At 69.6% G+C, this 17975-nt stretch carries 15 protein-coding genes and 1 pseudogene; 2 read left to right on the plus strand and 14 right to left on the minus strand.

Features of this window, described 5'->3' with window-relative positions; genetic code table 11:
* Window positions 1-57: 57 nt before the first annotated feature.
* The 6 genes from VB737_RS01210 to VB737_RS01235 form a co-directional block, all read right to left on the minus strand.
* Window positions 58-1245 carry an aldo/keto reductase gene (locus tag VB737_RS01210; protein WP_500310461.1) on the minus strand — a complete coding sequence of 396 codons (1188 nt, stop codon included), beginning with the start codon at window positions 1243-1245 and terminating at the stop codon, window positions 58-60.
* A gap of 38 nt (window positions 1246-1283) precedes the next feature.
* Window positions 1284-1706 carry a ferredoxin gene (locus tag VB737_RS01215; RefSeq protein ID WP_500310439.1) on the minus strand — a complete coding sequence of 141 codons (423 nt, stop codon included), beginning with the start codon at window positions 1704-1706 and terminating at the stop codon, window positions 1284-1286.
* A 4-nt stretch (window positions 1707-1710) separates the two neighbouring features.
* Window positions 1711-2103 carry a DUF1257 domain-containing protein gene (locus tag VB737_RS01220; RefSeq protein ID WP_500310441.1) on the minus strand — a complete coding sequence of 131 codons (393 nt, stop codon included), beginning with the start codon at window positions 2101-2103 and terminating at the stop codon, window positions 1711-1713.
* 29 nt (window positions 2104-2132) lie between these two features.
* A complete protein-coding gene (locus VB737_RS01225) occupies window positions 2133-2348 on the minus strand; it encodes a DUF2997 domain-containing protein (protein WP_323304963.1) in 216 nt (71 codons plus the stop codon).
* 85 nt (window positions 2349-2433) lie between these two features.
* A complete protein-coding gene (locus VB737_RS01230; RefSeq protein ID WP_500310443.1) occupies window positions 2434-3234 on the minus strand; it encodes a HEAT repeat domain-containing protein in 801 nt (266 codons plus the stop codon).
* 64 nt (window positions 3235-3298) lie between these two features.
* Entirely contained in the window at window positions 3299-3424 is a 126-nt protein-coding gene (locus VB737_RS01235; protein ID WP_254944288.1) for a DUF8624 family small hydrophobic protein, read from the minus strand.
* 78 nt (window positions 3425-3502) lie between these two features.
* On the opposite strand from VB737_RS01235, the gene VB737_RS01240 reads away from it, so the two are divergent.
* Window positions 3503-4783, plus strand: coding sequence for an AmpG family muropeptide MFS transporter (locus VB737_RS01240; RefSeq protein ID WP_500310445.1), 1281 nt, complete (start codon window positions 3503-3505; stop codon window positions 4781-4783).
* Here VB737_RS01240 and VB737_RS01245 read toward each other — a convergent pair.
* The 8 genes from VB737_RS01245 to rpsT form a co-directional block, all read right to left on the minus strand.
* Window positions 4756-5619 carry an alpha/beta hydrolase gene (locus tag VB737_RS01245; RefSeq protein ID WP_500310447.1) on the minus strand — a complete coding sequence of 288 codons (864 nt, stop codon included), beginning with the start codon at window positions 5617-5619 and terminating at the stop codon, window positions 4756-4758. The two genes, VB737_RS01240 and VB737_RS01245, sit on opposite strands and share 28 nt — an antisense overlap.
* A complete protein-coding gene (gene rlmN, locus VB737_RS01250; RefSeq protein WP_500310449.1) occupies window positions 5616-6674 on the minus strand; it encodes a dual-specificity RNA methyltransferase RlmN in 1059 nt (352 codons plus the stop codon). The genes VB737_RS01245 and rlmN overlap by 4 nt, the downstream gene beginning before the upstream one ends.
* On the minus strand, window positions 6674-6862 hold the full coding sequence (locus VB737_RS01255; RefSeq protein WP_254948500.1) for a CAB/ELIP/HLIP family chlorophyll-binding protein: 189 nt from the start codon (window positions 6860-6862) through the stop codon (window positions 6674-6676). The genes rlmN and VB737_RS01255 overlap by 1 nt, the downstream gene beginning before the upstream one ends.
* Window positions 6855-10970, minus strand: a complete 4116-nt coding sequence (locus VB737_RS01260; RefSeq protein ID WP_500310451.1) for a DNA-directed RNA polymerase subunit beta' — start codon at window positions 10968-10970, stop codon at window positions 6855-6857. Before VB737_RS01260 ends, VB737_RS01255 begins: the two co-directional genes overlap by 8 nt.
* A gap of 73 nt (window positions 10971-11043) precedes the next feature.
* Entirely contained in the window at window positions 11044-12948 is a 1905-nt protein-coding gene (locus tag VB737_RS01265; RefSeq protein ID WP_500310453.1) for a DNA-directed RNA polymerase subunit gamma, read from the minus strand.
* 58 nt (window positions 12949-13006) lie between these two features.
* Window positions 13007-16297: a DNA-directed RNA polymerase subunit beta gene (rpoB, locus tag VB737_RS01270; RefSeq protein ID WP_500310455.1), complete on the minus strand. Its 3291-nt coding sequence runs from the start codon at window positions 16295-16297 to the stop codon at window positions 13007-13009.
* A gap of 216 nt (window positions 16298-16513) precedes the next feature.
* A complete protein-coding gene (locus VB737_RS01275) occupies window positions 16514-17329 on the minus strand; it encodes a TatD family hydrolase (protein ID WP_500310457.1) in 816 nt (271 codons plus the stop codon).
* 10 nt (window positions 17330-17339) lie between these two features.
* The gene (rpsT, locus tag VB737_RS01280; RefSeq protein WP_500310459.1) at window positions 17340-17654 is read right to left on the minus strand and encodes a 30S ribosomal protein S20; all 315 of its coding nucleotides are present in this window, start codon (window positions 17652-17654) and stop codon (window positions 17340-17342) included.
* A gap of 104 nt (window positions 17655-17758) precedes the next feature.
* Here rpsT and VB737_RS01285 point away from each other — a divergent pair.
* A pseudogene (locus VB737_RS01285) lies at window positions 17759-17975 on the plus strand (histidinol dehydrogenase); the annotation flags it as partial.

Here is a 17975-nt window from a genome sequence, read left to right on the forward strand (position 1 = left end):
GGCCGTGGGGGTCCCCCAGAAGACGCCGATCGCGCCGGGGGCCATCACGCCTGGGGCCTAGGCCACCTGCAGCCGTTTCACGGCCTCGCCCCCCAGCCGCCCCCGCAGGCGCCGCAGCAGGTCGGGGATCTCGGCGGCCCAGGGGCTGGCCTGCAGCACCGCCAGCAGCTCGGCCTCGCTGACGCTGCCGTCGAGGGCCTCGGCGTTCTCCCCCGGAAACCAGTGGCTGCCCTGGCCCAGCAGCCCGTAGCGGGCGCGGCCGTAGGCCTCCAGGTCCCAGGCCTCCAGAAGGTTGTGCAGCCAGAGCAGCACCGGCAGGTTGATCCGGCCAGGGGTGTCCTGCCAGGCCGGCAGGCCCCGGTCCCAGCTGGCCAGCCAGGCGTCGCCGAGGGCTTGGCGGCGGGCCTCCTCAAGCCGGTCCAGGATCGGCGGCAGCAGTTCCCCGGCCCTGGGCAGCAGCGCCACCGCCTCCAGGTGCAGATCCAGATCCTGCGGGGAGCTGGCCCCGACGCTGATGGTGTGGATGCCGGGGGCCGAGAGGCAGAACAGGTCGTTGAAGACGATCGGATGCAGCGGCGCGCAGAGCTCGCACAGGCGCTGGGAGGGGCTGTGCAGGTGGCCCCCCTTGTCGGTGGGGCTGATCACGAACACCCCCATGTCGTGGGCGGTGGCGGCCTCGATCGCCGCCCGGTTGTCCTGGCGGATGAAGTACCAGTGCAGGTTGATGTAGTCGAACTCGTCGCTGGCGATCGCCTCCAGGATCAGGGGCAGCGGCGCGTGAGTGGAGAAGCCCACGTGGCCGATCCGGCCCGCCTCCTGCCAGCGGCGGGCCACCGCCAGGCAGCCATTGGGCCGCAGGGTCTGATCGAGCAGCTCCGGGGTGTTGAGGCCGTGGATGGCCAGCAGATCCACGCGGCCCGCTTCACCGTCCTGCCCCCCCGCGCTGTCCAGGCCCAGCCGCTCGAAGCTGGTGCGCAGGTCGGCCTCGAAGGCCGCCGGATCTTCGGCCGGGGGCACCTTGGTCTGGAGGATGCGCCGCGGATCCGGCAGCCGGGGCAGCAGCCAGCCCAGCTGCCGTTCCGAGGTGCCGTAGTGGCGGGCGGTCTCGATGTGGTGCAGCCCCGCCGCCCTGGCGACCCGCAGGGTCGCCTCGAGGTTGGCCTGGCTGCCGGCCTCCACTGCCTCGGGCGGCAGGTCGCTCCAGCTCTGCTGGAAGCGCATCCCCCCCAGGGAGAGCACCGGCATGGCCAGTCCCGTGCGGCCGAAACGCCGGGTGGGAATGGTCACGGCGCTGGCGGGACAGAGCGGGGCAGGGTGCGGCGGCGGCGCCCCTGGGAGGGCAGCCCCAGGGGCTGGATCTCCTGTTCGTCGAGCTGGGCCCTCAGGGCCGGCAGCTGCTCGTAGGGGACCCAGTGGATGCAGTCGACGGGGCAGGTGTCGATCGCCTCCTGGATCCGCTCGGTGCTGTCGCCGTCCTGGCGCAGGGCCCGGGAGCGACCCCAGTCGGGTTCCACCACGAAGGTGTTGCCGGCCACATGGGCGCAGTAACGGCAGCCGATGCAGACGGCCTCATCCACCCAGACGGCCTGCTGGCGCAGGGCCCCGCCCAGCACGGGCTCCCGGCCGGTGGCTGCCGACTCGGGGGCTACCGCGGTGCGGAAGGCGAGAGCGGGGTCGAGACCGGTGGCGGGACCCGTCGCGCTCACGGGATCAGGCGTCCCAGCGGGTCACCACCAGTTCGATGCTGCCGTCCTGGTGGCTGGTCTGCTCGCTCACCTGGAAGCCCTCCTCCATGGTGCTGGCCAGGATGGTGCGCAGGGCGTAGCGCTGGGTGAGCTTGGCCAGGAAGCGCTCCACCGGGATGGGCTGCTTCCAGAGCTCCAGGTCGGTGACCAGCTCGTAGCTGCCGCTGTCGGGGTTGAAGCGGAAGCCGATGTCGACGCCGTCGGCCTGGGGGATGGCGAGATCGGCGGTCACCGTCTGGCCGCGGTAGCCGCGCACCTGGCAGGAGCCCTCGGCCGGAGGGTGGCCCAGGTCGCGGAGGGCGTCCACCAGGGCCTGGCGATCGCGCAGCTCGGTCTTGACGGTGCTGAAGTGCGACATGGGACGAAATGGGGAGGGGGAGCGGGGGCTCAGGGGCCGTGGTGCTGGACGACCACCTGGGGGTCCTGGAGAACGAGGGGGGGCGTCTGGAACGCTTCCGAGGTGCTGCGTCGTTGCTGCACGCTGCCCAGCCGGGCCTCGATCCGCTCCGTGAGCCGGGAGCACCCCTCGCCCTGCACGCCCTCCACGAGTTCCTCCACGCGCCCGTCGGGGCGGATGCGGAAGCGGATGGTGCGTTGGGCCATCCCGGATGGGCTGCACAGGTGAGACCGGGATCTTAACCGCGATTTCCGGAGCTCGCGGCCGTCGTACGGCCCTGGCTGATGTCCTTCAACTGATCAGGCCCTCGTCCACCAGGGTCTGCAGCCGCTCCAGCACTTCCGGCTGCTCCAACTGCTCCAGGGCCATGCGGGCTTCGTCCCGGACGGTGGGGTCGCCGTCGTGCAGCATCGTGTGCAGCAGGGCCTCCACCACGTCCCGCTGGCGCGGCTCCACCAGGTCGGTGTAGAGACGCCCCAGCGACCAGGCGCAGTTGCTGCGCACCGCCGGCTCGCTGTCGATGCGAAGGCTGAGCAGCAGCTGGGCGGCGGCGGGGTCGGCCTTGGCCACGCCGGTGGCGCCGGCATCGGCCAGGGAGCTGGCCGCCCACAGCCGCACCGCGGCGATGTCGAGCTCCAGGGCCCGGATCAGCGGGTTGAGCACCGGGGCCTCGGGGTAGTTGCCGAGGCTCCAGGCCACCGCCTTGCGCACGTAGCCGTTGTCGTCGGCCGCCAGCAGGCCCAGCAGGGGCTCCACCGCCAGGGGGTGGGGGTTGCGGCCGAGGGCGTAGACGGCGCTCATCCGCACGATCGGGCAGCCGGCCTTCAGCAGCGGCAGCAGCAGGGGAATGGCCCGAGGATCGCGGTGCTCGCAGAAGATGCGCAGGCCCTGCAGCCGCTCCTCCCGCCCCCCCTTCAGCAGCGCGATGCCCAGGTCGCACTCGGCGGCCACGTCGGAGCTGGAGGGGGCGACGCTGTCGATCTCATCGAGGGGATCACCCAGGAGCTCCTGCGCCAGTTCCCGGGCCAGCACCTCCGGATCGAGGGCCAGCGCGTGGGTGGTTTCGGGAAAGGGCAGGCCGTCGTCCGGCATGGAGCCATCCAGGTGAAGGCATCGTAAAAGCCGGGCGGCGCCGGATCAGCCCACGGGCCCGGGATCAGCCCAGCGGGGCGGGGGCGGCCATGTCGCCGGGCAGCCAGATGCGGGCGCTGACGGCGAACAGGGCCAGGCCGAACAGCAGCACGATGGCGACCGGCAGCAGCGTGGAACGCAGGAAGGACATGGGAGAGACGGGACGGCGGGGCTGGCTGCATTGTGGTCCGACCGGTCGCCCCTAGGGTTCGGCGATCCGCGAGCGGCCATGGCCAGCCCTGCCTCCAGCAGTGTCCGCCCCTGGCGGCGCCTCCTGGCGGTGGCCGCCGAGGGGGTGGCCAGCGGCACCCCCTACATGGTGGGCACCAAGCTGCTGCAGGGCTGGCTCACCGCCAGCCAGATCCCCCTGGGCCTGATCGGCCTGCTGGGGCTGGCGGAGCTGCCCTACACCCTGAAGATGGTCTGGGCGCCGGCCCTCGACCGCTGGCCCCTGCCCTGGCCGGACCGCCGCCGCGGCTGGCTGCTGGTGCTGCAGCTCGCCCTGGTGGCGGTGATCGGGGCCATGGCCCTGCTGCGGCCCTCCAGCGATCCGGCCAGCCTCACGGCCATCGGGGCGATGGCGGTGCTGCTGGCGGTGGTCAGCGCCACCCAGGACATCGCCGTCGATGCCTACCGCACCGACCTGCTGCCCGATCTGGAGCGGGGTGCCGGGGCGGCCGCCTCCAACCTGGGCTACCGCACGGCGATGCTGGCCGTGGGGGCCGGCGGCTTCATCCTGGCCGGCCGCTTCGACTGGCCCCTGGCCTTCCTGTTCTCGGCCCTGCTGATGCTGGTGGTGGTGCCGTTCACCCTCACGGCGCCGCGGCTGGAACCCCTGGCCGTGCCGGTGAGCAGCCTGCGCCAGGCCGTGCTGGGTCCGGCACGGGAGTTCCTCCGCCGCAGCGGCGGCCCCCGGGCCGCGGCCCTGCTCACCCTGGTGCTGCTCTACCGCTGGCCCGATGGGCTGCTGGGCCTGATGGCGGTGCCGTTCCTGATCCAGAAGGGCTTCAGCCCCGAGGTGGTGGGGTCGGTGCTGGCGGGCTGGGGCATCGGCGCCACCATCGTCGGCACGGTGCTGGGGGGCGTGCTGTTCGGCCGGCTGGGCATGAACCGCTCCCTGTGGCTGTTCGCCCTGGTGGGGGCGGCGGGCAACCTGGCCTACTGGGGCCTGGCCCGCTTCGACGGCGGCATGCCGGCCCTGCTGACGGCCGTGGCCCTGGAGAACATCGGTGGCGGCATGGTGGGCGCCGCCTTCGTGGCGCTGCTGATGAGCCTCTGCAACCCCCGCTTCTCCGCCACCCAGTACGCCCTGCTCTCGGGCGTCTATGCCCTGAGCCGCTCCCTGCTGGCCGCCCCGGCCGGCCTGGTGGCCGAACGGCTGGGCTGGCCTGGGTTCTTCCTGGCCACCACCGCCGCGGCCCTGCCGGCCTTCCTGCTGATGCTGCGGCTCACCCCCTGGAACGGCCAGGGCGCCCGCGGCGCCTACAGCGCCGAGCGGGACGGCGGCTGAGGAGCGGCCCCCGGCGCCTCCCCAGCCATGTCGGGCCCGAGGAACCCCCGCAGCAGCGGCAGGTACCGGGGGGAGGCTTCCACGGCGTTGTGGCCCTCGACCGGCAGCACTACCAGGGAAGCCACCCCGGGCCGGAAGCTGGAGAGCAGGGCGTCGGTGTTGGCCCGCGGGATCACCTCATCCCGTTCGGCGGCGATCAGCAGGGTGGGCGCCCCGACCCGGGGAGCCGCCTGGTCGGAGCGGTACTTGTCCTGGAGCAGCAGCCCCACCGGCACCAGGGGGTAGTGGCGGGCCGCCACGGCCTCGATGCTGTCGAACGGCGTCACCAGCACCAGCCGGGCCACGGGGCGCCGGGCGGCCACGTGCACCGCCACGGCGCTGCCCAGGCTGCGACCGATCACGGCGATCTGCCCGTGGTCGGCCCGCACCCGGTCGAAGAGGGCGAGGGCATCGGCGAAGAGGGCCCGCTCCGAAGGCTGGCCGCTGCTGCCGCCGTAACCCCGGTAGTGCAGCAGGTAGAGAGAGTGCTCTGGAAAGGCGGCCGTCAGCAGGGGCAGCTGGCCCTCCACAGCCTCGGCGTTGCCGCCGAAGTACAGCAGCGCCAGCGGACCGGGGCGGCGGCGGACGGTCACCAGCACCCGGCCCCCCGGCGGTCCGCCTGTGATCGGCAGGGCCAGCAGCTCGCCGGGCGCATCGGCGGCGCGGGGCTGGGGGAAGTAGAGGAAGGAGCGCTGGCGTAGGAACAGCAGGCCGCAGAGGGCCCCGTAGGCCAGCGCACCGGCCAGGAGGGCCGCCAGGGCTGGAAGCGCGCGCGGCGGAATCGAGATGGCGCTCACCCTGCCGGGGCGTCCATCAGCCGGCGGCGCAGCTGGCCGCAGGCGGCGTCCTGGTCGAGGCCGCGGCTGGCCCGCACGCTCACGGCGATGTGGCGCCGCTGCAGCTGGGCGCGGAAGGCCTCCACCGCCTCCGGGGCGGGGCGCCGGAAGTCCTCCTCGGCGATCGGGTTGTAGGCGATCAGGTTGACGTGGCTCTGGAAGCCCCGCAGCAGGCGGGCCAGGGCATCGGCCTGGCGGGGATGGTCGTTGACGCCCCCCAGCAGGATGTATTCGAAGCTGACCCGCCGGCCGGTGATGGCCACGTAGTGGCGGCAGTCGTCCAGCAGGGCCTCGAGGGGATAGGCGTGGGCGGTGGGGATCAGCTCCTCCCGCAGGCGCTGGTCGGGGGCATGGAGGCTCACGGCCAGGGTGAACTGGGCCCGGCCGAGCCGCTCGAGGGCCCGCTCCGCCAGGGTGGGCAGGGTGCGGGGCACGCCCACCGTGCTGACGGTGATCTGGCGCTGGGCCATGCCCAGGTCGGTGCAGAGGCAGGCGATGGCCTCCAGCACCGCTTCGGTGTTGAGCAGGGGTTCGCCCATGCCCATGAACACCACGTGGGAAGGGCGCCGGTCCATGGCTTCGCGGATGCTGAGCACCTGGTCGACGATCTCGTGCACCGCCAGGGAGCGCTGCAGGCCCCCCTTGCCGGTGGCGCAGAAGCGGCAGGCCATGGGACAGCCCACCTGGCTGCTGACACAGACCGTGAGCCGGTCGCCGCTGGGGATGCCGACGGTCTCGAGGCTGAGGCCATCGGCGGTGGCCAGCAGCAGCTTGGTGGTGCCGTCGCGGGCGTCGCTGCGGTGCAGCAGGGCCGAGCGGCCGATGCCGGTGCCGCCCGCCGCCAGCCCCTCGCGCCAGGCCTTGGGCAGCACCGTGATCGCGTCGAGGCTGTGGGCTCCCCTGGTGTAGATCCAGTCATGCAGCTGCCGGCCGCGGAAGGCCGGCTGACCCTGGTCACCGGCCCAGGCCTCCAGGGCCGCCTGGCCCATCCCCAGCAGGGGGGCAGGCCCGGCCATCAGGGCCAGATCAGCAGGCCGTGGCCCAGCTTCCACTCCACCGCCAGCAGGGCGATGAAGCCGAGCATGGCCACCCGGCCGTTGAGGCGCTCGGTGTGGGTGTGGAAGCCGAAGCGAGGCAGCCGGCGCACCGGCACGGGGGTGGGCCGGGAGGGGGCCGCAGGGGTGGCGACGGCGGGATCAGTCATCACTGAGCAGCCCCTCCTCCTGCAGACCCTCGAGGGCCGCCGGATCGGCGATCAGCTCCTCCTCCAGTCCCTCCTCGGCGGTGGGACGGGCGAAGGCGGCGAAGCCGCTGGCGGTCGCCTCGATGCCGTGGCGGCTGCGGGTGGCCTCCAGATCCTCCTCGGAAGGGTCATCCAGCACGGCGGCGGTGGCCGCCGGGGCCGGCATCTCGACCGTGTAATCGGGACGCAGGTTCTGGTTGCGGCGGTAGCCGGCGGCTTCCTCCTCAAGGATGTCGGGGTGGGGTCCGGCCTCGGCGCGCAGCTCCTCCTCGAAGCCCCCGAAGCCGGTGCCGGCGGGGATCAGGCGGCCGATGATCACGTTCTCCTTGAGGCCCCGCAGCCAGTCGCTCTTGCCCTCGATGGCCGCTTCGGTCAGCACCCGGGTGGTCTCCTGGAAGGAGGCCGCCGAGATGAACGAATCGGTGTTCAGCGAGGCCTTGGTGATGCCCAGCAGCACGGGGGTGAACTCGGCGGGGGCGCCGCCGGTGATGCCCATGGCGGAGTTCACCTGCTCCACCTGGCGCAACTCGATCAGCTCACCGGGCAGCAGGGTGGTGTCGCCGGCATCCTCGACGCGGACCTTGCTGGTCATCTGGCGCACGATCACCTCGATGTGCTTGTCGCTGATCGAGACACCCTGCGATTTGTAGACGTTCTGCACCTCCGTCACCATGCGGAACTGCAGCTTGGAGATCGCCTCCTGGGCCGCTTCCATGGTGGGCTTGCGGCTGCGCAGGTCCTCGAAGAAGCAGTCGAGCAGCTCGTGGGGATTGATCGGCCCGTCGGTGAGCATCTCGCCGGCGCTCACCTGCTGGCCGTCGGAGACCATCACGTTGCGGCCCAGCAGGATCGGGTACTCGGTGATGACATCATCGGTCTCGATCACCGACACGGTGATCGAATCGTCGTCCTCGCCCTGCTTGATCTGCACCGTGCCGCTCTTGCGGCAGAGCACCGCCGATTCCCGCGGGCGGCGGGCCTCCAGCAGTTCCTCGATCCGGGGCAGACCCTGGACGATGTCGCCGGTCTTCTGACGCTCGAACACCAGCAGAGCCAGGGGATCGCCGCGCTGGACGAGTTCACCGTCACGGACGTGCAGCACCGAATCGGGCGACACCATGTAGGGCCGGCCGAGGCGGATGGTGAGCGTCTGGCCGTCGATGGCCTCCACCTGGCCGCAGCAGGGGGAGAGCACTCGGTCGGCGAGCACCTTGCCGTCGACGATGCGATCGCCCACCGCCACCGTCGGGGCGGCCGTGCCCAGATCCAGGCTGAGGGTGTCGTTGGCCCGCTCCACGATCAGGCGGCGGATCGGTTCACCGACGACGGGCTCGGGCAGTTGCACCACCCCGTCCCCGTTCTCCTTGCAGAGGATCTGGGTGGTGGCCACCACATCGCCCCGCTTGACGGTCATGCCGTCCTCCACCTGCAGCTCAGTGTGGGTGGAGCCGTGGCTGGCGTCGGAGAGGGTGTCGCGCCGCACCAGCAGGGTTTCGAGGATCACCAGCTGCAGACGCTCGATGGTCTTGGCCCGCTTGTCGGCGACCGCCTCCACATCCACCGTCATCTGGGGGGTGGTGTCGAAAGTTTCCAGGATCAGCTGGGTGCGCAGCAGTTCCACCCCTTCGACCGACTTGATCAGCTCGCCGTCCTTGAAGGTGAGGCGCTGGGTGGCCTTCAGGCCGAGGGAGGGTCCGCCCGTCTGCTTGACGGTGGACAGCTCGGGCAGGTGGGCGGCATCGGGAATGGCGTATTCCTCGACGGGGCGCAGCAGCAGGGCGCCGCCCTCGGGGGTGTCGACCTTCTCGACGAACTTCATCGCCTCGGCCTTGAGGCCGGGGGCGATCTCCTCGCCGGGGTTGACCATCTTGCCGTCCTCGCCGTAGCGGGCCAGCACCTTGGCATCGGAGACCAGGTGCAGCTCACCGGAGCGCACGATGATCTCCCGCAGGATGTCGTTCTTCTGGGTGACGGTGACGATGCCGGCGGTCTGGCTGAAGATGTCCTTCACCACCTCGGTGCCGGCTTCGATCCACTGGCCGTCCTCGATCATCAGCAGGGAGATGTCCTTGTTGATCTCGTGGGTTTCCTGGGGAATCCACAGCAGGGTGCCGCCCTTGCTCACCTCGAAGCCGTGCTTGGCGGAGCGGGCCTTCTTGATCGAGAGGCCGGGGGCGAACTTCACCATGCCGCCGGTCTGGGTGCGGAAGCGGTCGTCGGTGAGTTCGGCGATCACCTCACCGGCGCCGATCTTGGTGCCCGGCTGGGTCTTGACCAGGTAGCGGGTGTTGTCCTTGCCCTCCAGGTGCCAGCTCTCACCGGTGTGGCTGGATTCACCCACCAGCTTGCAGTCCTTGAGGGTGAGGCTGGCGGTGACGATCTGCACCTCGCGGGAATCGCCGGTGGACTCCCGCAGTCGCACGGCGCCGCCGTACTCGCTTTGCAGCCGGCTCTCGGCCAGCACATCGCCGGCGGTCACCGGCTTGTCGGTCTCGACGACGGGCAGGGCGTTGGGCGGCAGGTTGTAGACGTCGCCGCTGAACACCCACAGGCGGCCGAGACGCTGGGCCTTGTGGGTGATGTTGCCCTGGCGGTCGGTGACCTCACGGGGCTGGATCACATCCTCGAAGCGGACCTGGCCGGGCAGGTCGCAGATGACGTCCTTGGTGGCCTTCTCCACGCTCTTCTTCACCGCCGAGCCCGAGGAGATCTGGGCCAGGATGATGTCGTTGGCGACGGGATCGCCATCGGCCACGAACAGGATCGAGCCGTTGGTGATGTCGATCTTCTGCACCTTGCCCTTGCCCGAAGGCTTGAGGGTGAGGGTGAAATCGGTTTCGGCCAGCTTGGCCTCGACGCCATGGGGGGTGCGGTGGTCGCGCACCCGGGCCTTGGGCCCGAATTCCACCACCCCATCCACCAGGGAGCGCACCACGCCGGTCTCGGCCGTGGACACACCACCGGTGTGGAAGGTGCGCATGGTGAGCTGGGTGCCCGGTTCACCGATCGACTGGGCCGCGATGATGCCGACGGCTTCGCCGAGGTCGACCAGTTCGTTGTGGGCCAGGGCCCAGCCGTAGCACTTGCGGCAGACCGAACGGGAGGCCTCACAGGTGAGGGGCGAGCGCACCATCACGGTGGCGATCGCCGCCTTCTCGATGGCGGCCGAGATCGCCGGGTCGATCTCACCGTTGCGGTCGACGATGACGACGCCGTCGCTGTCGACGACGGGCTGGGCGGCCAGACGGCCCACCAGCTTGGTGCCGTAGCGGCCGCGCTCGTCGGCGTTGATGGGGATGAAGCGGTGGGTGCCGCAGTCCTCCTCCCGCACGATCACGTCCTGGGCCACATCCACCAGACGGCGGGTGAGGTAGCCGGAGTCGGCGGTGCGCAGGGCGGTGTCCACCAGGCCCTTGCGGGCGCCGTAGGAGGAGATCACGTACTCGGTGACCGTGAGGCCCTCGCGGAAGTTGGTGCGGATCGGCAGGTCGATGATCTCCCCCTGGGGGTTGGCCATCAGGCCGCGCATGCCCACCAGCTGGCGCACCTGGGACATGTTCCCCCGGGCACCGGAGTTGGCCATCATCCACACCGAGTTGAGTGGATCGTTGTCGTTGAAGTTGCGGCGCACGGCCGCCACCAGCCGCTCGTTGGTCTCGGTCCAGGTGTCGATCACCTTGGTGTGGCGTTCCACCTCGGTGATCTCACCGAGCCGGTAGCGCTCCTCGGTGGCCGTGATCTGCTCCTCGGCCTCCTCCAGCAGGACGGCCTTGTCGCCGGGGATGCGCAGGTCGTCGACCGAGATCGACACCGCCGCCTGGGTGGCGTAGTGGAAGCCCAGATCCTTCAGCTCGTCGGCCATCGCCGCGGTGGCCGCGGTGCCGTGGTGCTTGTAGGCCCAGGAGACCAGGTTGCGCAGCGCCTTCTTGTCGATGATCCGGTTACGGAACGGCGGCGCCTGCTTGCTCAGGGCGGAGGCGGCGAGTTCGGCAGCGGCGGTGGCGGCCGCCAGATCGGCGGCGGCCTTGGCGCTCTTCTTGCTGATCTTCTTGGCGGGGGTGGCGGTCATGGCGGCGCGCGATGGAGAAGGCTGGAGGGAATCGGAAGAGACGGGGCGCGGGGCTCGGCCCGGCCGGTGGAACTCAGGAGGCGGCCACGGCGTCGATGATCGTGTGGTTGATGACGACCCGACCGACGGTGGTCAGCAGGTAGCGGCTGATCAGGGCGCCGTCCTCATCGAAGCGGTCGCGGCGGAACTTCCACTGCTCGACGCGGGTGCCATCGGAGAGGGTGTCGCTGGAGACGGGCTCGCTGTCCTCGTCGTCGCTCTCCACCTCACCGTTGAAGCGCACCCAAACCCAGTCGTGCAGGGTGAGGTGCTTCTCCTCGAAGGCGGCGATCACGTCCTCGAGGTCGGCGAAGGTGCGGGAACGGTCGCCGAAGGCGGGCTGCGCCTTGTCCCGGTCGACGGCGGTGAGGTAGTAGGCGCCGAGCACCATGTCCTGGGACGGGGTGATGATCGGCTCGCCGGTGGCGGGGGAGAGCACGTTGTTGCTCGCCAGCATCAGCATGCGGGCCTCGGTCTGGGCCTCGATCGCCAGGGGCACGTGCACGGCCATCTGGTCACCGTCGAAGTCGGCGTTGAAGGCAGGGCAGACCAGGGGATGGAGCTGGATGGCACGGCCGTCCACCAGCTTGGGCTCGAAGGCCTGGATGCCGAGCCGGTGCAGGGTCGGGGCGCGGTTGAGCAGGATCGGGTGCCCTTCGATCACCTCCTGCAGCACCTGCATCACCTCGTCGTCGGCCCGCTGGATCAGCTTCTTGGCCGCCTTGATGTTGTTGACGATGTTCTGGCGGATCAGGCGATGGATCACGAACGGCTGGAACAGCTCGATCGCCATCTCCTTGGGCAGGCCGCACTGGTGCATCTTCAGCTTGGGGCCCACGACGATCACGGAGCGACCGGAGTAGTCGACCCGCTTGCCCAGCAGGTTCTGGCGGAAGCGGCCCTGCTTGCCCTCGATGATGTCGCTGAGCGACTTGAGGGCCCGGTTGTTGGCCCCCACCACGGTGCGGCCGCGGCGGCCGTTGTCGATCAGGGCATCGACGGCCTCCTGCAGCATCCGCTTCTCGTTGCGGACGATGATCTCGGGGGCGAGGATCTCCTGGAGGCGCGCCAGGCGGTTGTTGCGGTTGATCACCCGCCGGTAGAGATCGTTGAGATCGCTGGTGGCGAAGCGGCCGCCGTCGAGCTGCACCATGGGGCGCAGATCGGGGGGAATCACCGGGATCACATCCAGCACCATCCACTCGGGACGGGCGTTGGTGGCGATGAAGTTGTCGATCACCCGCAGGCGCTTGATCAGCTTGGCCCGCTTCTGGCCCTTGGAGTTGTTGATGTCCTCGCGCAGCTGCTCGGCCTCCTTCTCGAGGTCGAGGTCCTCCAGCAGCTGCTTGAGGGCCTCGGCGCCGATGCCCACCATGGGCTCGTTCTCGATCTCGGAATCCTCGGCGAAGATCTGGTCCTCGATCTCCAGCCACTCGTCTTCGGTGAGCAGCTGCTTGTAGGTCAGGTCCTTGTGGTCACCCTTGTCGAGCACCACGTAGCAGTTGAAGTAGACGATCTGCTCCACGTCCCGCAGGGGCATGTCGAGCAGGATCGCCACATAGCTGGGGATGCCCTTGAGGTACCAGACGTGGGACACGGGCGCCGCCAGCTTGATGAAGCCCATGCGGTGGCGCCGCACCCGGCTCTCGGTCACCTCGACGCCGCAGCGCTCGCAGACGATGCCACGGTGCCGCACCCGCTTGTACTTGCCGCAGTGGCATTCCCAGTCCTTGGACGGGCCGAAGATCTTCTCGCAGAAGAGCCCGTCCATCTCGGGCTTGAGGGTGCGGTAGTTGATCGTTTCCGGCTTGGTGACCTCACCCACCACCTGTCCGTTGGGCAGTGTGCGCTGCCCCCACTGCATGATCCGCTCGGGGGAAGCGAGCGTGATCTTCACGTAGTCGAAGTGGTTTTCGGTGCGAAGGTTGCTGTTGGACATGGCGGGGACGCAGGGTGATCGAGAGAGACGGAGAAATCAGAGCCGGTGAATCAAGCGATCAGTCATCGTCGTAATCCGCGACACCGAGGGATTCGTAGGTGGGACGGCTGGGGGTGCTGCGACGCGGGTTGACGTCCTGCATCAGGTCGACCTCCTCGCCGGCGTCGGTGTAGACGGCGATGTCGAGGCCGAGGGACTGCAGCTCCCGCATCAGCACCTTGAACGACTCCGGCGTGCCCGGCCGGGGGATGGGCTTGCCCTTGACGATGGCGTTGAGGGCCTCGTTGCGGCCCTGCATGTCGTCGGACTTGACGGTGAGCAGCTCCTGCAGGGTGTAGGCGGCGCCGTAGGCCTCCAGGGCCCACACCTCCATCTCCCCGAGCCGCTGGCCGCCCTGCTGGGCCTTGCCGCCCAGGGGCTGCTGGGTGACGAGCGAGTAGGGGCCGGTGGAGCGGGCGTGGATCTTGTCGTCGACAAGGTGCACGAGCTTGAGGATGTGGGCGTAGCCCACGGTCACCGGCTGGTCGAAGGGTTCGCCGCTGCGGCCGTCGATCAGCTGGATCTTGCCAGGGTTGGTGGGGTCGTAGACCCAGTCCTTGCCGGGCAGCTTGGCGGCTTCCTCGAGGTAGGCCTGCACCGTCTGCTTGGACTTCTCGGGGCCGTACATCTCATCGAACGGCACCACCTTGACGCGGCAGTCGAGGTGAGAGGAGGCCCAGCCCATCAGGCACTCGAACACCTGGCCCACGTTCATGCGGCTCGGCACCCCCAGGGGGTTGAGCACGATGTCGATGGGGGTGCCGTCGGGCAGGTAAGGCATGTCCTCCCGGGGAAGGATGCGGCTGATGATGCCCTTGTTGCCGTGGCGGCCGGCCATCTTGTCGCCCACCTGGATCTTGCGGCGCTGGGCCACGTAGACCCGCACGACCATGTTCGCGCCCGGCGGCAGTTCATCGCCCTGCTCGCGGGTGTAGATGCGCACGTCGACCACCCGGCCCCGTTCGGTGCTGGGGACCCGCAGGGAGTTGTCGCGCACGTCGCGGGCCTTCTCGCCGAAGATGGCGCGCAGCAGCTTCTCCTCCGGCGGCTGATCCGACTCGCCCTTGGGGGTCACCTTGCCCACCAGGATGTCGCCGGATTCGACATAGGCGCCGATGCGGATGATGCCCATCTCGTCGAGGTGGCCCAGGCTCTCCTCGGCCACGTTCGGGATTTCCCGGGTGATCTCCTCGGGTCCGAGCTTGGTCTGGCGGGCTTCGATCTCGTACTTCTCGATGTGCACCGAGGTGTAGAGGTCGTCCTGCACCAACCGGTCGCTCACCAGGATGGCGTCCTCGTAGTTGTAGCCCTCCCAGGGCATGTAGGCGATCAGCACGTTCTGGCCGAGGGCGATCTCGCCGCCCTCGCAGGCGGAGCCGTTGGCCAGCACCTGGCCGGCGATCACCGGATCGCCCTGGCGGACGATCGGCCGCTGGTTGAGGCAGGTGTCCTGGTTGGAGCGCTGGTACTTCTGCAGGAAGTGGGTGTGGTCGCGGCCCTGCTCGTCACGGATGACGATGGCGGTGGCATCGACGAAGGAGACGGTGCCGTTCACCTTGGTGATGGGCACCATGCCGGAGTCGCGGGCCACCTGGGTTTCCAGGCCCGTGCCCACCAGGGGCCGCTCGGGGCGCAGCAGCGGCACCGCCTGGCGCTGCATGTTCGAGCCCATCAGGGCCCGGTTGGCGTCGTCGTGCTCCAGGAAGGGAATCAGGGAGGTGGCCACCGAGATCACCTGCACCGGCGACAGCTGGACGTAGTCCACCTGCTCGGGGGGCACCTTCTCGAAGTCCTGGCGGTAGCGCACCGGCACCAGATCGACGGTGATGCGGCCGTCGGCGTCGGTGGGCACGTCACCGGGGGCCACCCGGCATTCGTCTTCGAGGTCGGCGGAGAGATAGAGGGGATCACCCTGCTTGAGGACGATGCCGTCCTCCACGCGCCAGAAGGGGGTTTCGATGAAGCCGTACTCGTTGACCCGGGCGTGGGTGGCGAGCGAACCGATCAGACCGGCGTTGGGGCCTTCGGGGGTCTCGATCGGGCAGATGCGGCCGTAGTGGGAGGGGTGGATGTCGCGCACGGCAAAACCCGCCCGCTCCCGGGTCAGACCGCCTGGGCCGAGGGCGCTGATGCGGCGCTTGTGGGTCAGCTCGGCCAGGGGGTTGGTCTGGTCCATGAACTGGCTCAGCTGGCTGGAGCCGAAGAACTCCTTGACCGCCGCCACCAGGGGTTTGGGGTTGACCAGCTGGGCGGGGGTGAGCGATTCGGTCTCGCCGACGGTCATCCGTTCCTTGATGATCCGCTCCAGGCGGTTCAGGCCCACCCGCACCTGGTTCTGCAGCAGCTCGCCCACCGAGCGCACCCGGCGGTTGCCGAGGTGGTCGATGTCGTCGAGGCAGGCGCCGCCCACATCGAGCTCCAGGTTGATCAGGTAGTCGATCGTGGAGAGGACGTCCTCGGCGGTGAGGGTGCGCACCGCGTCGGGGATGGTGAGGCGCAGCTTCTTGTTGATCTTGTAGCGGCCCACCCGGCCCAGGTCGTAGCGCTTGGGGTCGAAGAAGCGGCTGTGCAGCAGCTGCTGGCCGCCGCTCACCGAGGGGGGCTCACCGGGACGCAGCTTCTTGTAGAGCTCCAGCAGGGCCTGGTCTTCCGACGAGATGCCCTCCTCGTTGGAGGCCTCGATCGACTTCTGGTAATACTCCGGGTGCCGCAGCTTGTCGAGCACGTCGTTGTCGGACAGGCCGATGGCCCGCATCAGCACGTGGGCGTTGATCTTGCGGGTCTTGTCGACGCGCACGTGCAGCAGATCGTTCTTGTCGGTCTCGAACTTGAGCCAGGCGCCCCGGTTGGGGATCAGGCTGGCGTTGAAGGTCTTGCGGCCGTTCTTGTCCTGCTCGTCCTTGAAGTAGACGCCGGGGCTGCGGACGATCTGGTTGACGATCACCCGCTCGGCGCCATTGATGATGAAGGTGCCGCGCTCGGTCATCAGGGGGAGCTCCCCGATGAAGACCTCCTGCTCCTTGATCTCGCCGGTCTCCTTGTTGACCAGGCGGCAGGTGACGTACATCTGCGAGGCGAAGGTCGCATCGCGACGCTTGGCCTCTTCCACGTCGTGGCGGGGGCGTTTCAGGCGATACTGATCGCCGATGAAGTGCAGCTCGAGCTTGCCGGTGTAGTCGGTGATCGGGGAGAAGCTGTCCAGCTCCTCGATCAGGCCCTTCTCCAGGAACCATTTGAAGCTCGCCCGCTGTACCTCCACGAGATCGGGAAGGTAAGTGACGGTCTTGGCGACCTGGATCGCGCTGCTCATGCGGTGAACCTGCAGGAACGAGGGGGTGGGGCGGACCTGGACGGGGACGGAACGGCTGGACGGGCCATGCCAACAGGCGCTCAGCCGAACCGATCGCCCTTGGAACAAGGACGAACGATCCGGCAGGGGCGCTTACAGGGCTCGCTGCGGGTTTGCCGACTCAATTGATGCCGTCGTGGACAAAAGGAGCGCTTCCGCTTCCAGGCCAATAAGACATCATACAACCTGGAGGGGCAGACGGAACAGACGGGCCGCGTTGGCGGTGGTCGTCGTCGCCACCTGATCGAGCGTCTCGCCCCGGAGTTCGGCCACCCGCGCCGCCACCGAGGCCACGTAGGCGGGCTCGTTGCGCTTGCCGCGGCGGGGCACCGGCGCCAGGAAGGGGCAGTCGGTCTCGACGAGGTAGCGATCGGCCGGCACCAGCCGGGCACATTCATGGATGGGCTCGGCCCTGGGGAAGGTGACCGTGCCGCTGAAGCTGATGAACAGGCCCAGCTCAAGGAAGCCGGCCATCTCCTCGGGGGTGCCCCCCCAGCAGTGCATCACCCCGCGGGGGCAGCGGCCTTCATGCTCGCGGCGGCGAAGCTCGGCGAGCATCGGTTCGGCCGCGTCGCGGCAGTGAATGATCACCGGCAGATCCAGGGCCACCGCCAGGTCGAGCTGGGGCCCCAGGGCCGCCAGCTGCTCGTCGAGGTTGGTGGCCTTGAAAAGATCAAGACCCAGTTCGCCGATCGCCACCACCCGATCGTCGGCGCGGGCCGCCGCTTCGAGGGTGGCGGCGGTGTCGCCGTGCCAGTGCTGGGTGTCGAGGGGGTGGACCCCGACGGCATAGCGCAGTTCGGGGAACCGATCAGCCAGCGCCCGGATCGCCGGAATCTCCGCCGGCTCCACGCAGGCATGGACCAGGGCCTTCACCCCCGCCTCACGCCAGCGGCTGGCCACCTCATCAAGATCCGCCTCGAAGTTGCGGAACACGATGTGGCAGTGGCTGTCGACCAGGGGTGGGGCGGCCAGCTGCGAGCTCACGGCCATGGGGAGGGCTTCAGGCGCCGGCGCTGCCAGCGGCGGTCGGCTCGAGCACCCGCTTCACCGCCACGCTCAGACGCGACTTCTGGTTGGCGCCGGTGTTGCGGTGCACCACACCCACCTTGACGGCCTTGTCGATCTTGCTGAAGGCGGCGTTCATGCTGGCCTGAACGGCGGCCTTGGCCTCCTCGCCGGGCTGCTGGCCGTAGGCGCTGCAGGCGGTGAGGCAGCGCTTCATCAGGGTGCGCAGGGCGGACTTGTAGGTGCGGTTGCGCAGGCGATTGCGTTCGGCGATCTCGATGCGCTTCTTCGAAGACTTGTTATTGGCCACAGGCGTAGGGGCGCTGACTCGGCAAACGCGGATCCTACCCCGTGGGCCCTGGCCGGTTCCAAGGCCCTAGTTTCAAGGCAGCCCTCCGCCCCCGGCACCGCCCCGTGGTCGCTTCCACCCCAACCGGCAGCAGCCCTGCCGGCAGCAGCCCCACCCCTGCCGTCGCCCCAGCCACCAGCGGTGACACGGGCGGGGAGCGGCCGGCGCTGCGGATCACCTGCCTGCGGGACCGCCGGCGGGCCGGCGAACGGCTCGAAGCGATCGCCGGCCGCACCGAAGGCGGCCGGATGCGCGAGGAGGAGGCGCGGGTTGCGGCGATCC

The sequence above is a fragment of the Synechococcus sp. BA-120 BA3 genome (assembly GCF_034931285.1).
Classification (GTDB): Bacteria; Cyanobacteriota; Cyanobacteriia; order PCC-6307; family Cyanobiaceae; genus Cyanobium.

Bases quoted from the DNA above. Each gene is read 5' to 3' on its own strand.
- VB737_RS01210 (WP_500310461.1), bottom strand. From the start codon at position 1,245: ATGCCGGTGCTCTCCCTGGGGGGGATGCGCTTCCAGCAGAGCTGGAGC.
- VB737_RS01220 (WP_500310441.1), bottom strand. From the start codon at position 2,103: ATGTCGCACTTCAGCACCGTCAAGACCGAGCTGCGCGATCGCCAGGCC.
- VB737_RS01225 (WP_323304963.1), bottom strand. From the start codon at position 2,348: ATGGCCCAACGCACCATCCGCTTCCGCATCCGCCCCGACGGGCGCGTG.
- VB737_RS01230 (WP_500310443.1), bottom strand. From the start codon at position 3,234: ATGCCGGACGACGGCCTGCCCTTTCCCGAAACCACCCACGCGCTGGCC.
- VB737_RS01235 (WP_254944288.1), bottom strand. From the start codon at position 3,424: ATGTCCTTCCTGCGTTCCACGCTGCTGCCGGTCGCCATCGTGCTGCTG.
- VB737_RS01240 (WP_500310445.1), top strand. From the start codon at position 3,503: ATGGCCAGCCCTGCCTCCAGCAGTGTCCGCCCCTGGCGGCGCCTCCTG.
- rlmN (WP_500310449.1), bottom strand. From the start codon at position 6,674: ATGGCCGGGCCTGCCCCCCTGCTGGGGATGGGCCAGGCGGCCCTGGAG.
- VB737_RS01255 (WP_254948500.1), bottom strand. From the start codon at position 6,862: ATGACTGATCCCGCCGTCGCCACCCCTGCGGCCCCCTCCCGGCCCACC.
- VB737_RS01260 (WP_500310451.1), bottom strand. From the start codon at position 10,970: ATGACCGCCACCCCCGCCAAGAAGATCAGCAAGAAGAGCGCCAAGGCC.
- VB737_RS01265 (WP_500310453.1), bottom strand. From the start codon at position 12,948: ATGTCCAACAGCAACCTTCGCACCGAAAACCACTTCGACTACGTGAAG.
- rpoB (WP_500310455.1), bottom strand. From the start codon at position 16,297: ATGAGCAGCGCGATCCAGGTCGCCAAGACCGTCACTTACCTTCCCGAT.
- VB737_RS01275 (WP_500310457.1), bottom strand. From the start codon at position 17,329: ATGGCCGTGAGCTCGCAGCTGGCCGCCCCACCCCTGGTCGACAGCCAC.